At 71.4% G+C, this 14,905-nt stretch carries 10 protein-coding genes; 5 read left to right on the forward strand and 5 right to left on the reverse strand.

Annotated elements, in window-relative coordinates:
- Nucleotides 1-1,038 carry a bile acid:sodium symporter family protein gene (locus OHA99_RS04855; protein WP_405694309.1) on the reverse strand — a complete coding sequence of 346 codons (1,038 nt, stop codon included), beginning with the start codon at nt 1,036-1,038 and terminating at the stop codon, nt 1-3.
- A 154-nt stretch (nt 1,039-1,192) separates the two neighbouring features.
- Here OHA99_RS04855 and OHA99_RS04860 point away from each other — a divergent pair, with 154 nt between their 5' ends.
- Nucleotides 1,193-2,074 (forward strand): LysR substrate-binding domain-containing protein, encoded by an 882-nt coding sequence (locus OHA99_RS04860; RefSeq protein ID WP_007388971.1) that lies wholly within the window; start codon nt 1,193-1,195, stop codon nt 2,072-2,074.
- Here the strand turns inward: OHA99_RS04860 and OHA99_RS04865 are convergent.
- Nucleotides 2,053-3,030: an Lrp/AsnC family transcriptional regulator gene (locus tag OHA99_RS04865; protein WP_405698897.1), complete on the reverse strand. Its 978-nt coding sequence runs from the start codon at nt 3,028-3,030 to the stop codon at nt 2,053-2,055. The genes OHA99_RS04860 and OHA99_RS04865 overlap by 22 nt on opposite strands.
- A gap of 122 nt (nt 3,031-3,152) precedes the next feature.
- Between OHA99_RS04865 and OHA99_RS04870 the strand changes: the two genes are divergently transcribed.
- The 3 genes from OHA99_RS04870 to OHA99_RS04880 all read left to right on the forward strand — a co-directional run bounded on the left by OHA99_RS04870 (nt 3,153) and on the right by OHA99_RS04880 (nt 7,635).
- Entirely contained in the window at nt 3,153-4,667 is a 1,515-nt protein-coding gene (locus tag OHA99_RS04870; protein WP_153177012.1) for an MFS transporter, read from the forward strand.
- 224 nt (nt 4,668-4,891) lie between these two features.
- Nucleotides 4,892-6,718, forward strand: a complete 1,827-nt coding sequence (locus OHA99_RS04875) for an AMP-dependent synthetase/ligase (protein ID WP_405694313.1) — start codon at nt 4,892-4,894, stop codon at nt 6,716-6,718.
- A gap of 83 nt (nt 6,719-6,801) precedes the next feature.
- A complete protein-coding gene (locus OHA99_RS04880) occupies nt 6,802-7,635 on the forward strand; it encodes an aldo/keto reductase (protein WP_153177014.1) in 834 nt (277 codons plus the stop codon).
- 59 nt (nt 7,636-7,694) lie between these two features.
- Here the strand turns inward: OHA99_RS04880 and OHA99_RS04885 are convergent, their stop codons facing one another.
- The 3 genes from OHA99_RS04885 to OHA99_RS04895 form a co-directional block, all read right to left on the reverse strand.
- Nucleotides 7,695-8,396, reverse strand: coding sequence for an SDR family oxidoreductase (locus OHA99_RS04885; RefSeq protein WP_153177015.1), 702 nt, complete (start codon nt 8,394-8,396; stop codon nt 7,695-7,697).
- A gap of 97 nt (nt 8,397-8,493) precedes the next feature.
- Nucleotides 8,494-9,414 (reverse strand): methyltransferase domain-containing protein, encoded by a 921-nt coding sequence (locus OHA99_RS04890; protein WP_381500673.1) that lies wholly within the window; start codon nt 9,412-9,414, stop codon nt 8,494-8,496.
- Between the two features lie 160 nt (nt 9,415-9,574).
- The gene (locus tag OHA99_RS04895) at nt 9,575-11,314 is read right to left on the reverse strand and encodes a cellulose 1,4-beta-cellobiosidase (RefSeq protein ID WP_381500676.1); all 1,740 of its coding nucleotides are present in this window, start codon (nt 11,312-11,314) and stop codon (nt 9,575-9,577) included.
- A 519-nt stretch (nt 11,315-11,833) separates the two neighbouring features.
- Here OHA99_RS04895 and OHA99_RS04900 point away from each other — a divergent pair.
- Complete coding sequence (locus tag OHA99_RS04900) at nt 11,834-14,755, forward strand: glycoside hydrolase family 48 protein (RefSeq protein ID WP_405694319.1); 2,922 nt, start codon at nt 11,834-11,836, stop codon at nt 14,753-14,755.
- The last annotated feature ends 150 nt before the right edge of the window (nt 14,756-14,905 follow it).

Below are 14,905 nucleotides of genomic sequence, written 5' to 3' on the forward strand. Positions count from 1 at the left end.
TCAGGCGGAACGGCCGCCGGTGCCGACCGCGGTGCGCGCCGGGGCGGCCGGCTCCTCGGCGGAGACCGCCTCCGGGTCGTGCGACCGCCGCTTGGCGATCACCGCGCAGACCATCAGCTGCATCTGGTGGAAGAGCATCAGCGGCAGGACCGCCAGCGAGGCCTGGGCGCCGAACAGGACGCTCGCCATGGGCAGCCCGGCGGCGAGCGACTTCTTGGACCCGGCGAACTGGATCGCGATGCGGTCCTCCCGCCCGAAGCCGAGCCCCTTCGCCCCGTACCAGGTCAGCGCCAGCATCACGGCCAGCAGCACCGCCTGGACGGCCAGCAGCCCGGCGAGGCGCACCGGGCTCACCTGGTGCCAGATGCCCTGGACCATGCCCTCGCTGAACGCCGTGTAGACGACCAGGAGGATCGAGCCCCGGTCGACGAGGCCGAGCACCTTCTTGTGCCGGGCGACGAAGCTCCCGATCCACCGGCGCAGCAGTTGCCCGGCCACGAACGGCACAAGGAGTTGCAGCACGATCTTCACCACCGAGTCGGCGGAGAACCCGCCCCCGCTGCCGCCCAGCAGGGCCGCGGCCAGCAACGGTGTGACGACGATGCCGACCAGCGAGGAGAAGGACCCGGCACAGATGGCGGCGGGCACGTTGCCGCGGGCGATGGAGGTGAACGCGATCGAGGACTGGATGGTCGACGGGACCAGGGTGAGGAAGAGCAGGCCCTGGTGGAGTGGGTCGGTCAGGAACACCGGGACCAGGCCGCGCGAGGCGAGTCCCAGCAGCGGGAAGACGACGAAGGTGCAGGCCAGCACGGTGACGTGGAGCCGCCAGTGCCGTACGCCGTCCATCGCCTCACGGGTGGACAGCCGGGCGCCGTAGAGGAAGAAGAGGAACGCGATGGCTCCGGTGGAGGCACCGGAGGCGACGTCCGCGCCCGTGCCGCGGGCCGGCAGCAGCGCCGCGAGGCCCACCGTGCCGAGCAGCAGCAGGATGTACGGGTCGATCGGCATCCAACTCGGCCAACGCAGGCGTTTCACGGTGCTCCACTTGCTCGCTGCTTACGCGTTCTCGCTCGTTCGGGTGGGGTCACGGGTCCCCGCTCCATCGTGCTCTCCCGCCCGGCGATCGGGAATCCGGTATACCGCTCTGACTGTCATCACGATGTCCGATGACCGTCGCTAGACTGGCGGCATGTACGACCCCTCCCACCTGCGCACGTTCCTGTCGGTGGCCCAGACGCTGAGCTTCACGCAGGCCGCCCGGCGGCTCGGGCTGCGCCAGTCGACGGTGAGCCAGCACGTACGTCGGCTCGAGGACGCCACCGGACGGCAGCTGTTCAGCCGGGACACGCACTCCGTGGAACTGACGGAGGACGGGGAGGCGATGCTCGGGTTCGCGCGCCGGATCCTGGAGCTGCACGAGCAGGCGACGGCGTTCTTCACGGGCACCCGGCTGCGCGGGCGGCTGCGGTTCGGGGCGTCCGAGGACTTCGTGCTGACCCGGCTGCCGGAGATCCTGGAGGGCTTCCGGCACGAGCACCCGGAGGTGGACCTGGAGCTGACGGTGGAGCTGTCGGGGACGCTGCACGAGCAGCTGGCGGCCGGCAAGCTGGACCTGGTGCTCGCCAAGCGGAGGCCCGAGGACCCTCGGGGCGAACCCGTCTGGAGCGACCGGCTGGTGTGGATCGGCGCGCAGCGGCTGCGCCTGGACCCGGACCGCCCGGTGCCGCTCATCGTCTACCCGCCGCCGGGCATCACCCGGGCCCTCGCCCTGGACGCCTTGCAGCGGGAGGGCCGCGAGTGGCGCGTCGCGTGCACCAGCGGCAGCCTGAACGGCCTGATCGCGGCCGCCCGGGCGGGCCTGGGCGTGATGGCGCACTCGCGCGGCCTCGTCCCGCCCGGTCTCGTACGGGTGCCGGACCGGGCCGGACTGCCCGAGCTGGGCGGCGTCGACTTCGTGCTGGTGCACGGCCGGCGCCGCCCCTCCGCGCAGGGTGCCGCGGACGCCCTGGCGGCGGCGGTCCTGGCGGGCGGCGACCGGCTGCACCGGCCTCAGCGGGCGGGCCTCGGATAGGTGAGCTGCTTGACCCGGCGCAGGAACGGCGACGCCTCCACGTGCCGGACGCCCTCCAGACGGCCGAGCGGGCCGCTGAGGTAGGCGTAGAGGTCCGCGGTGTTGCGCACGACCGCGGTGGCGACGATGTTGGACGGGCCCGCGGTGGCGGCGGCGTGAGCGATCTCGTCGTGTGCGGCGAGCGCCTCGCCGACGCGGTGGAGGGCGGCCGGGCTGGTGGTGAGCCACAGCACGGCGGCGGTCGGATATCCGAGGATCTCCGAGTGGTACTCCACGTCGATGTACACGGCGCCGGAGGCGAGCAGCGCGGCCAGGCGGCGTTTGACCGCGGACTCGGAGCGGCCGGTGGCGCGTTGCAGTTCGGGATACCCGGCGCGCCCGTCGCGTTCCAGGACGTCGAGCAGCGGCTCGTCCTCGGGATCGATGCGGGCCGGACCGGCCGGGCGCGGTCCGGACTCCGGCCGCAGCGCCGCGACCTGGTCGTCGCCGAGCACGCCGAACTTGCGGAGCCAGCCGCTGGGGCCGCCGTAGAAGCGGTGCAGGATCTGGTGGGCGTGGATCTCCAGGACGCGCGGGGTGCGCGGCAGCTTGCCGAGGAGCAGGTCGTCCCGGTCGCCGGGGCTGCGCGGCCGGGTGCCGAAGACGACCTCGGTGCCGCCCGCGGCCAGCCCGATCCAGTTGGTGTCGGGCCGCTTGGCGAGGGCGTCCGCGATGGCCAGGGCGCTGTCGGGGACGCAGCGCAGCCGCAGCGTCCAGTGGTCCTGGCCGAGCGCCGCGGGGTCCCGGACGCCGACCACCCGCAGGCCGCCCTCGGCGCGGAGCCTGCGGTAGCGGCGGGCGACGGTCTGGTCGGAGACGCCGAGTACGGCACCGATGCGGCTGAAGGAGGCGCGGCCGTTCACCTCCAGCGCGTCCAGGACGCGCAGGTCGAGTTCGTCGAAGGTGTCGGATTCCATCCGCAACGCAGGCTCTCCCATCGGGTTCCGTCACCGATACGCCGGTGGCGGGGTCGTTCTGTCGGCGCCGGTTCATCGTACGGAGGCACAGACACTCGTAGCACACAGGAAGAAGACGGAACATGCGTACATGGGGGCCGCTCACGGCGGTGTGCCTGGGGACGTTCATGCTGCTCCTCGACGTGACGATCGCGGTCGTCGCGCTGCCGGACATGGCCAGGGGGCTGCACGCGTCGCTGAGCGATCTGCAGTGGGTGATGGACGGATACGCGCTGGCGCTGGCCGCGCTGCTGCTGGGTCTCGGCGCGGCGGCCGACGTCCTGGGCCGGCGCCGGGTGCACGTGGCGGGGGTGGTGCTGTTCGCGGTGGCGTCGCTGCTGTGCGGGCTGGCGAGCGGGCCGGGGATGCTGGTCGCCGCGCGCGGGCTCCAGGGCGTGGGAGCGGCGGCGATGTTCGCCACCACGCTGCCGCTGCTCGGCTCGGTCTACCAGGGGCGCCGCCGGTCGATGGCGCTCGGTGTGTGGGGTGCGGTCAGCGGCGCGGCGGCCGCCGTCGGCCCGGTGCTGGGCGGGCTGCTCACCGACGGTCCCGGCTGGCGGTGGATCTTCTGGGTGAACCTGCCGGTGAGCGTGGCGGCGGTCTGGCTGACGCTGCGCGTGGTGCCGGAGTCGCGCGGGGCGGCCGGGCGCCGCGTGGACTGGGCGGGTACGGCGACCTTCGCGGCGTTCGCCGGGGCGCTGACGTACGGGGCGGTGCGGGCCGGGTCGCACGGCTGGACGGAGGGAGGCACGCTCGCCTCCTTCGTGCTCGCGGTGGCGGCGCTGGGCGCGTTCGTCGCCGTGGAGCGCCGGGTCGCCGATCCGCTGCTCGACCCGCGGCTGTTCCTGCGGCCCGCGTTCTCGGGCGTGATGCTGGGCGGGCTGGCCTTCAACGCGGCGGCGTTCGGCGTGATGGCGTACACCTCCATATGGCTTCAGACGCTGCTGGGGATGAGCCCGGTGCGGGGCGGCCTGGTCTTCGTGTGGCTGTCGCTGGCGTCGTTCGTGGTGGCCGCGGCCGGCGGGCGGCTGCTGCACGGGGTGCCGGCGCGGCTGACCATCGGGGGCGGGCTGCTGCTGATCGCGGCGGGCCAGTTCTGCATGGCGTTCCTGGACGCGGGGTCCAGTGCGTCGGACCTGGTGCCGGGGCTGCTCCTGGTGGGCGTCGGGACCGGTCTGGTCTCGCCCGGCCTCGCGGGCGCGGCGCTGGCGGCGGTCCCGGCGGAGCGGGCCGGTATGGCCGGGGGCGCGGTCAACACCTTCCGGCAGCTCGGGTACGCGCTCGGCATCGCCGTGTTCGGCACGGTGCTGACCTCGCGGATGACGGACACGCTGCCGCACGACGCGGCGCACGGTCTCGCGGGCGGTGCCGCGGGGGCCCTGCGGGGGGTGTTCGGCGAGCCCGCGCTGCGGGCCGCGTTCGCCTCCGGGCTGAACGCGGCGGCGGTGGCGGCGGGCGCGGTCGCGGCGGTCGCCGGGGTGCTGGTGCTCGTCCTGGTGCGGGCCGGCCGGGGCGCCCGGGAGGCCGGTGTGACGGATTCCGCGCCGCCCGCGCTGAAGGAGGAGAAGGCCGCTCCGGCAGCCCCGTACCGGCGGTAAGCGGGTCGTACAGATTCGGTGGAGATTACGGCACCGAAACTTGCTCAACCGTCGGAAAACTGTCCGACCCTTCCCCATGTGAGCGCATTTTCTCCCGCTGACCAGCGCGAACATGAGCCCTGTTCGATTTTGGCACCCCTCCCGTCCCCGCGCCGGGTGGGGTAGCTTTCACCGCGCTGTGCGGGGGTGTCATCGAAAAGCGGCCGAAAAGCGGGGAGCGGGGTTTGCGCGAGTTCACCAGTCCTCCGGTGACGTTGGCCCCACCCGTGGGCGGTCTGGCCGACGTCGTCTTCGAGTATGCGCAGGAGGATCCCCGGCACATCGCGCTCGGCCGCAAGAACGACGCCGGGCAGTGGCGGGACGTCACCGCCGGCGCCTTCCGAGACGAGGTGCTGGCCCTCGCCAAGGGGCTCCTCGCCCAGGGCATCCGTTTCGGCGACCGGGTCGCCATCATGTCCCGCACCCGCTACGAGTGGACCCTGTTCGACTTCGCCCTGTGGGCGATCGGCGCCCAGGTGGTGCCCGTCTACCCGACCTCCTCGGCCGAGCAGTGCATGTGGATGCTGTACGACGCCGAGGTGACGGCGGCGGTCGTGGAGCACGAGGACCACGCCATGACGATCGCCACCGTCATCGACCGGCTGCCGCACCTGCGCGGTCTGTGGCAGCTGGACTCCGGAGCCGTGCAGGAGCTGTACGACGCGGGCGCGCACCTCGACGACGAGGTGGTGCACCGGCACCGCAAGGCGGTCACGCCGGAGTCGGTCGCCACCGTCATCTACACCTCGGGCACCACCGGCCGGCCCAAGGGCTGCGTCCTGACCCACGGCAACTTCATGTACGAGGCGGACACCGTCATCGAGCGCTGGGAGCCGGTGTTCCACTCCAAGCGGGGCGACGAGGCGGCGACCCTGCTGTTCCTGCCGCTCGCGCACGTCTTCGGGCGGATGGTGGAGGTCGCGGCGATCCGCGGCCGGGTCCGCTTCGGCCACCAGCCGCAGCTCAACGCCGCGGCCCTGCTGCCCGACCTGGCCGCCTTCCGGCCGACCTTCATCCTGGCGGTGCCGTACATCTTCGAGAAGGTGTTCAACGCCGCGCGGCGCAAGGCCGAGAAGGAGGGGAAGGCCGGTCCGTTCGAGAAGGCCGTCGACGTGGCCGTGAAGTACGCGGAGGCGGTGGAGGCGAAGGCCTGGGGCGACGGCCCCGGCCCGTCGGCGGGCCTGCGCATGCAGCACCAGTTCTTCGACAAGGTCGTCTACTCCAAGGTGCGGGCCGCCATGGGCGGGCGGATCCGCAACGCCATGTCGGGCGGCTCGGCGATGGACCGGCGGCTCGGGCTGTTCTTCGCCGGCGCGGGCGTGCAGATCTACGAGGGCTACGGGCTGACCGAGTCCACGGCGGCCGCCACCGCCAACCCGCCCGAGCGCACCCGCTACGGCACCGTCGGGCAGCCGGTACCGGGTGTCACCGTGCACATCGCGGACGACGGCGAGATCTGGCTGAACGGCGGCAACGTCTTCGAGGGCTACCTGAACAACCCGAAGGCCACCGACGAGACCCTGCACGACGGCTGGCTGGCCACCGGTGACCTGGGCTCCCTGGACGAGGACGGCTACCTCACCATCACCGGCCGCAAGAAGGAGATCCTGGTGACCTCCGGCGGCAAGAGCGTCTCCCCCGGTCTGCTGGAGGAACGGGTGCGCGACCACCCCCTGGTCAACCAGTGCGTCGTCGTCGGCAACGACCGCCCCTACGTCGCCGCCCTCATCACCCTCGACCAGGAGGCGGTCGAGCACTGGCTGACGATGCGCAACAAGCCGCAGATGGCCCCGGCCGACCTGGTGCACGACGCCGACCTGGAGACGGAGGTGCGGCGCGCGGTGGTCGCCGCGAACACACTGGTGTCCCAGGCCGAGTCGATCCGCACCTTCCGCATCCTCGCCCAGCCGTTCACCGAGGAGCACGGGCTGCTGACGCCCTCCCTCAAGCTGAAGCGCAAGGCCATCGAGAACGCCTACGGCACCGAGGTCGAGGCACTGTACCGGGCGTGAGTTCCACGGTCAGGAATGCGCCGGGGCTCGTGATCGTTGACGATATGAGTACCACCTGACCACAACCGAAGGATCAAGAGCTCGTGAGCAGCAAGGTCCCCCCGATCATCCTGAACAACGGCGTCGAGATGCCCCAGCTGGGCTTCGGCGTCTGGCAGGTGCCGGACGACGAGGCGCAGACCGCCGTCGCCCTGGCCCTGGAGGCCGGGTACCGCAGCATCGACACAGCGGCGATCTACGGCAATGAAGAGGGCACCGGCCGGGCGGTCGCCGCCTCCGGTCTGGCCCGCGAGGACCTCTTCGTCACCACCAAGCTCTGGAACAGCGACCAGGGGTACGACTCCACGCTCCGCGCCTTCGACACCTCGCTGGCGAAGCTCGGCCTGGAGTACCTCGACCTCTATCTGATCCACTGGCCCACGCCGGCCAAGGACCTGTACGTCGACACCTACAAGGCGCTCGAGAAGCTGCTCGCCGACGGGCGGGTCCGCGCCGTCGGCGTGTCCAACTTCCTGCCGGAGCACCTGGAGCGGCTGACCGCCGAGACCTCGGTGATCCCGGCCGTCAACCAGATCGAGCTGCACCCCCACCTCCAGCAGCACGCCGCCCGCGAGCTGCACGCGGAGCAGGGCATCGCCACCGAGGCCTGGTCCCCGCTCGGCTCCGGCAAGGGCATCCTGGACATCCCCGCGATCGTCGCGATCGCCCAGAAGCACGGGCGCACCCCGGCCCAGGTCGTGCTGCGCTGGCATCTCCAGCTGGGCAACGTGGTGATCCCGAAGTCCGTGACGCCGTCCCGGATCAAGGAGAACATCGACGTGTTCGGTTTCGCCCTGGACACCGAGGACCTCGCGGCGATCAGCGCGCTGAACGAGGACCGCCGGCTGGGCCCGGACCCGGCGAACGTCAACTCCTGAGCGGTACGCGCAGAGGGAAGGGGCCCGGCGGCACGTGCCGCCGGGCCCCTTCCCTCTGTTCAGTTGGGCTGTCCCAGCGGCCGTACGACCACGGTGTTGACGTCGACCCCGGCGGGCTGGGTCATGGCCCAGACGACCGAGTCGGCGATCTGGTCGGCGGTGAGCAGCTCGCCGGGCGGCAGGCCCCCGGTGGCCTCCCAGAACGGGGTCTCCACCCGTCCGGGCGCGACCAGCGTCACGCCCACGCCCCACTGCGTCACCTCCCGCCGGGTGTTCTCGGCGAGGCCGGTCACCGCCCACTTGGTGGCGCCGTAGAGGTTGCCGGGCGTGTTCACGAACCCGGCGACGCTGCCCACCAGCACGATCCGCCCGCGGGTCTCCTTGAGCGCGTCGATGGACGCCCTGATCAGCAGGGCCGGGCCGAGCACGTTGGTCAGCACCATCTCGGACCAGCCCGCCGGGTCGCCCTCGGCGACCGAGTCGTGGGTGGCGAAGCCGGCGTTGGCGACGACCGTGTCGAGGCGGCCGAACTCCTTCAGCGTGGCCTCGACGGCGTCGGCCACCTGGGCGTGCTCTGCGGCGCTGCCCCGGATCGTCAGCAGGTTCTCCGGGTCGCCGAGTTCCTCGGCGAACGCCCGCAGCCTCGCCTCCCCGCGTCCCGTGACGGCCACCCGCTGCCCGGCGTCCAGCAGCCGCCGGGCGACAGCGGCTCCGATGCCGCTGCCGCCACCGGTGATGAGCGTGACCGGTCTGTCGGTCATGGGTCCCCCTGTGTCTGTTCCTGCGTCTCACACGGACAGCGGGGAGTCCATCACTTGGAGCGCTCTCGAAGTCAAGGGCCCCGTGTCGGACCGGCCGTCAGACCGGCCGCACCGCCGTGTACACGGTGTGTGCCACCAGCACGAACAGGTCCTGGCGGCGGTGCACGCCCGCCTCGTCGGCGGGGTCGAGCAGCCGGTCCAGGGTGACGAGGTCGTCGGAGTCGAGCCGCTCGCCGATGCGCTCGCGCAGCCGGGACAGTGACGTGGTGACGTAGTCGCGGGCCGCGTCGGAGACGGGTGCGGGCAGGTCGAGCAGGAAGCTGCGGGTGCCGGTGTGCTTCAGGCCGGCGGCGGTCAGCATCGCGGGCCAGTCCTCGGTCTCGGCCACGGAATCCGGCAGGTCCGCGCGCATCTCGGCGAACGCGTCCTCCTCCACGGCGCGGATCCTGGCCTGGAGGCCGGGGCGTCCGACGCCGATGTCGCGGGGCAGGAACCGGGCGGGCAGTCCGCCCTCCAGGATCGCCAGGGTGCCGCCGGGGGCGAGGTGACCGCCGAGGGCGGCGAGGGCGGCGCGCTGGTCGGGGAGGTGGTGCAGGCTCTGACTGGCCCACATCAGGTCGGCCGGGTAGTCCAGCTCGGCCAGTGCGGCGGGCAGGTCCCCTGCGAGGCTGCCGAAGCGGTCGCCGAACCCGAGCCGCTCGGCACGGGCACGGGCCCGTTCGAGGAGTGGGGCGGCGCCGTCGGCGGCGACGACGCGGGCGCCGGGGAAGGTGTCGGCGAACAGGCCGGAGACGACGCCGGGTCCGCTGCCGACGTCGACGACCAGGCCGGGATCGGTCACCTCCCGGGCCAGCCAGGTCATGGCCTGCCGGTACAGCGGCGTGTACAGCTCGGCCTGCGCCTCGAGGTGCGGGGCCATCTCGGCCCAGTCGATGTCGCCGTGGTCGTGCGCGTGTCCGTGCCCGTGTCCCTGCTGGTGGGCGGGGCCCTGTGTGTCGTGGTGGTGGTCGTGCGCCATGCCGGTAGCCTCCCGTTCGCGGTGCCGCCAGCGTGCGACGACTCACCGGAGGGGCGCAACCGATGTTGCCGCTCCCGCAAAAGATGAGGAGGCCACCGGGGCCCGGCCCGCAAGGACCGGACCCCGGCGGTTCACCCGCGCCGCGCGCGCGGGAACCCGCTCACGACAGGGGCGGGTAGGCGTTCTTCATGAGCTCCTGGAACTGCGCGGAGAACCAAGCCCCGGAGATCGGGGCGTCGGGCAGGGCGCCCGACATGCTGTTGCCGTTGCGCGGGTTGCCCGTGTAGGTGGGGTCGCACATCCGGTCGAAGCCCTTGCCGTCCGGGTTATCGATCAGCTTGCTGGAGCCGTCGGACTCGCCCGGGGGCTTCATCCACACGTACGCGTCGATCCCCTCGGCGGGACTGGCCTGCGGGCGTTCACCGAGGCCGGCTCCGGACTGGTTGCACCAGTTGCCGGGGTGGATGCGGCGGTCGTAGCGTCCGCCGTCCACGTAGGTGTTCACGTCGGTCGTCGCGCCCGGTCCGGTGGGCCGGTCGGCGCCGCCCCAGCCGTTGCGGGAGGTGTCGATCAGCATGCCGAGGTTCTGGTCGAAGCCGAGCGAGACCAGCTTGTCGCGCATGGCCTGGGCGTAGGACAGCTCGTCGGTGTACTGGTTCCAGTCGACCCAGTCGGACTGGCGCACGGAGGTCCCGTTCACCGAGTCCGTGATCTTGAAGTGTTCCTCCTTCAGGGCGCTGTAGTTGGCGGTGTTGACGATGAAGCCGTGCACGTCGTCGAGGGTCGCCCCCTCGGTGGTGGCGGCGGTCTTGAAGATCTCGGCGGAGGGGTCGAAGTTGCTGTCCCAGCCGAGCCAGCCGTGGTGGCCGGCGTCGACGTAGTTGTAGACGTTGCCTGCGTCGGCAAGCTTGTTCAGGGCGTAGCCGACGCCCTTCTGGTAGTTGCCGTTGGCCTTCATCACGTCGCAGTTCTCCGTGACGGTCGGCCGCCCGGTGACGTTGGTGATCAGGTTGGGCAGCGAGTCGATCTCGACCGTGGTGACGATCCGGAGGCCCGCGTACTTCGAGTCGGCGAGGATCTCGGCGATCGGGTCGATGTACTCGGTCTTGTACCGGTCGATCTCGGTCGGGCCCAGCTCTCCGTTGGAGGCGAGGGCGGAGCAGTCGCGTCCCGGCAGGTTGTAGATGACCAGCTGGACCACCATCTCGCCGGAGCCCTTCTGCTCCAGCGCGGCGTCCAGGTGGTCGCGCAGGCCCATGCCGCCGTTGGCGCCCTCGATGGCCGCGATCCGGTCGAGCCACACCCCGGTCGGCTCGTCGGCGATGCGGTCGCCGCCGGGCTCGGCGGCGGCGTTGGCGGACCACTCGGGGTTCACGTAGACCTGGGCGCCGTCATAGGGGTTGTCCACCCGGTCGCCGGGGCCGGTGGGGTCGGTCGGCGGGTCGGTCGGATCGGTGGGCGGGTCCGTCGGGTCGGTCCCGCCGTCGACGTTGCAGGTCACCCCGTTGAGGGTGAAGGTGGCCGGGATCGCGTTGCTTCCGCTGTAGGTGCCCTGGAAGCCGAAGCTCGCCGAGCCGCCGGTGGAGAGCGTTCCGTTGTACGACTCGTTGGCCGCGGTGACGGCGGCGCCGCTCTGACTGACCTTCGCGTTCCAGCTGTTGGTGACCTTCTGGCTGCCGGCGTACGTCCATCCCAGCGACCAGCTGGACGTGGCGGCACCGTTGTTGGTGACGGTCACGGCAGCGGTGAATCCGCTCCCCCAGTCGTTCTGCACCTGGTAGTCGACGGTGCAGGCGGCGGCCGCGGCTCCGGCGCTCGCGGAGTGGGCGGCCAGTGCCGTGCCGGAGGCGCCGGCGACCAGGGTCAGGGCGGCGAGCATCGCGGTTCTGGTACGGGTCATGAGTGCGGGTTCCTTCTTTCGTGGGGGTGCTGCTGTCGTCCGGGGCCGCGCGTCCCTCGGCGCGGCCCGCTGCCGATCGGCATGGGGGTGCCGTCGTGATGAGAGGTCAGGAACGGCCCGCGGGCACGGCGGAACCGGCCGCGGGGTGAGCGATCCGGCACGCGGGCCGGCAAGGCGTCGGACACGTAGCGGCCACGGCTGCGGCGACGGCTAAAAGTCCTGAACGCGGAGGGTGGAACGGGGGGTGGCGCATGAGCGACTCCTTGCAGTTCGGGCACGTCGTGACGGACGCGTCGACTGATGGAACCGCTCCCACTGGTGCAGCGAAGGTAGCGCCAAGTGACGGCAAAGAACAGAGGAGTTACCGACTTTCTGCCGGCCGGACCCGTCGAATCTTTTCGACTCTCCACACATCTTGACCGCACAAGGTGCTCTCCTCACTATGGGAGCGCTCCCACTGGTTCAAGGCTTGTTGCTCCTCCCCCACCCCTCCCCGAGCCGCAAGGAGGAACCAGCACCATGCACTCCGGACACAGACCCAGACGCCGCACCGCGCGGCGATGGTGGACCGCCGCTCTGGCGGCCCTCGCACTTCCCCTCACGATGCTGGGCACCGGTTCGACTCCCGCCCAGGCGGCCGCACTTCAGTGCAGCGTGGACTACAGGACCAACGACTGGGGCTCCGGTTTCACCGCCGAGTTGACGCTGACCAACCGGGGCTCCGACGCCATCGACGGCTGGACGCTGACGTACTCCTACGCCGGCGACCAGAAGCTGTCCAACGGCTGGAACGGCACCTGGTCGCAGTCCGGCAAGAACGTCACCGTGAAGAACGCGCCGTACAACGCGCGGATCGCCGCCGGGGCCGCCGTCTCCACCGGCGGACAGTTCACGTACAGCGGCAGCAACGCCGCCCCGGCGGACTTCGCGGTCAACGGCACCTCCTGCACGGGTGCGCACCAGCCGCCGATCACCGTGCTGACCAGCCCGGAGGCGGGCGCGGTGTACTCACAGGGCGAGGCGGTGCCGCTGGCGGCCACGGCGGCCGCGGCCGACGGCGCCACCATCAGCAAGGTGGAGTTCTACGACGACACCACCCTGCTGGGCACCGACACCAGTTCGCCCTACACGCACTCCGCCTCTGGCTTGACCGTGGGCAGTCATTCCCTGGTGGCGAAGGCCTACGACAGCACGGGCGCCTCCGCGGACTCGACGCCGGTCGGCGTCACGGTGGCCGCGGGACCGACCGTGGTCGCCTCGCCGGGTCAACTGGGCGTCCAGCAGGGCGAGTCGGGCACCTACGAGGTCAAGCTGTCCGAGCAGCCGACGGCGGACGTGACCGTCACGACCGCCCGCGCGAGCGGCAACACGGGCCTGACCCTGACCGGCGGCGCGAGCCTCACCTTCACGCCGTCGAACTGGGACACCGCCCAGGAGGTGACCGTCTCGGCGGACGCCTCCGGCAGCGGCTCGGCGGTCTTCGAGTCGATCGCCCCCGGCCACGGCAAGGCCGCGGTCACCGTGACCCAGCTGGCGGCGGCGAAGGACTACGACGCCCGCTTCCTGGAGCTGTACGGCAAGATCACCGACCCGGCGAACGGCTACTTCTCGCCGGAGGGCATCCCGTACCACTCGGTCGAGACGCTGATCGTCGAGGCGCCGGACCACGGCCACGAGACCACGTCGGAGGCGTACAGCTATCTGCTGTGGCTCCAGGCCATGTACGGCAAGGTGACCGGCGACTGGGCGAAGTTCAACAACGCCTGGGAGATCATGGAGACGTACATGATCCCCACCCACGCCGACCAGCCGACCAACTCCTTCTACAACGCCTCCAAGCCGGCGACCTACGCGCCCGAGCTGGACACGCCGAACGAGTACCCGGCGCCGCTGGACGGCACCGTGTCGGTGGGGCCGGACCCGATCGCCGGTGAGCTGAAGTCGGCGTACGGCACGGACGACGTCTACGGCATGCACTGGCTCCAGGACGTCGACAACACCTACGGCTACGGCAACTCGCCCGGCAACTGCGAGGCGGGTCCCTCCGACACCGGCCCGTCCTACATCAACACCTTCCAGCGCGGCGCGCAGGAGTCGGTGTGGGAGACGGTGCCGCAGCCGACCTGCGACGCCTTCAAGTACGGCGGAAAGAACGGCTACCTGGACCTGTTCACCGGTGACGCCTCCTACGCCAAGCAGTGGAAGTTCACCAACGCCCCGGACGCCGACGCGCGCGCCGTGCAGGCCGCGTACTGGGCGGACATCTGGGCTGGGGAGCAGGGGAAGAGCGACGAGATCTCCGCGACCCTCGACAAGGCCGCGAAGATGGGCGACTACCTGCGCTACGCCATGTTCGACAAGTACTTCAAGAAGATCGGCGACTGCGTGGGGCCGTCGGCCTGCCCGGCGGGCACCGGCAAGGACTCCTCGATGTACCTGCTGTCCTGGTACTACGCCTGGGGCGGCGCGGTGGACACCTCGGCGGGCTGGGCCTGGCGCATCGGCTCCAGCCACACCCACGGCGGCTACCAGAACCCGCTGGCCGCGTACGCGCTGAGCACCGACCCCGACCTGAAGCCGAAGTCGGCGACCGGCCAGTCCGACTGGGCCAAGTCCCTGGACCGGCAGGTGGAGTTCTACCGCTGGCTCCAGTCCGACGAGGGTGCCATCGCGGGCGGCGCGACCAACAGCTGGGCGGGCCGGTACGGAACGCCGCCGGCCGGTACGCCGACCTTCTACGGCATGTTCTACGACGAGAAGCCGGTGTACCACGACCCGCCGTCCAACCAGTGGTTCGGCTTCCAGGCGTGGTCCATGGAGCGGGTCGCCGAGTACTACCAGCAGAGCGGTGACGCCGGTGCCAAGGCGGTCCTGGACAAGTGGGTCGACTGGGCCCTGTCGGAGACGACGGTCAACCCGGACGGCACCTTCCGGATCCCGTCGACGCTCGAGTGGTCCGGTCAGCCGGACACCTGGAACGCCTCGTCCCCCGGTGACAACGGCGACCTGCACGTCACGGTCGCGGACTACACCAACGACGTCGGTGTGGCGGCGGCGTACGCCAAGACCCTGACGTACTACGCCGACCGCTCGGGCGACACGGCGGCGGCCTCGACCGCCAAGGCGCTGCTCGACGGCATGTGGGAGAACAACCAGGACGCGCTCGGCATCGCCGTCCCGGAGACCCGCGCCGACTACAACCGGTTCGACGACGGGATCTACGTCCCGAGCGGCTGGAGCGGCACCATGCCGAACGGCGACACGATCGACGCGTCGTCGACCTTCGCCTCGATCCGCTCCTTCTACCAGGACGACCCGGCCTGGTCGAAGATCGAGAGCTACCTCCAGGGCGGTGCCGCGCCCACGTTCACGTACCACCGGTTCTGGGCCCAGGCGGACATAGCCCTCGCCATGGGCTCGTACGCGGAGCTACTGGAATAGCCCCCGCGAAGCGCTCCGCGGGTCGGGCGGTTCGTTTTCGGCTGCCGGCCGTGTGTGGCTGGTCGCGCAGTTCCCCGCGCCCCTTGCAGGGGCGTGGTGAGCACCGCTTCCTTCCTCGGGGCGCTTGACGGCTCCGTGTACTCGGTCTCG

This window comes from Streptomyces coelicoflavus, assembly GCF_045041415.1.
Taxonomy (GTDB): domain Bacteria; phylum Actinomycetota; class Actinomycetes; order Streptomycetales; family Streptomycetaceae; genus Streptomyces; species Streptomyces coelicoflavus.

Coding starts and splice junctions, on each gene's coding strand:
- OHA99_RS04885 (WP_153177015.1), bottom strand. CDS start 8,396: ATGACCGACAGACCGGTCACGCTCATCACCGGTGGCGGCAGCGGCATC.
- OHA99_RS04865 (WP_405698897.1), bottom strand. CDS start 3,030: ATGGAATCCGACACCTTCGACGAACTCGACCTGCGCGTCCTGGACGCG.
- OHA99_RS04900 (WP_405694319.1), top strand. CDS start 11,834: ATGCACTCCGGACACAGACCCAGACGCCGCACCGCGCGGCGATGGTGG.
- OHA99_RS04890 (WP_381500673.1), bottom strand. CDS start 9,414: ATGGCGCACGACCACCACCACGACACACAGGGCCCCGCCCACCAGCAG.
- OHA99_RS04870 (WP_153177012.1), top strand. CDS start 3,153: ATGCGTACATGGGGGCCGCTCACGGCGGTGTGCCTGGGGACGTTCATG.
- OHA99_RS04895 (WP_381500676.1), bottom strand. CDS start 11,314: ATGACCCGTACCAGAACCGCGATGCTCGCCGCCCTGACCCTGGTCGCC.
- OHA99_RS04860 (WP_007388971.1), top strand. CDS start 1,193: ATGTACGACCCCTCCCACCTGCGCACGTTCCTGTCGGTGGCCCAGACG.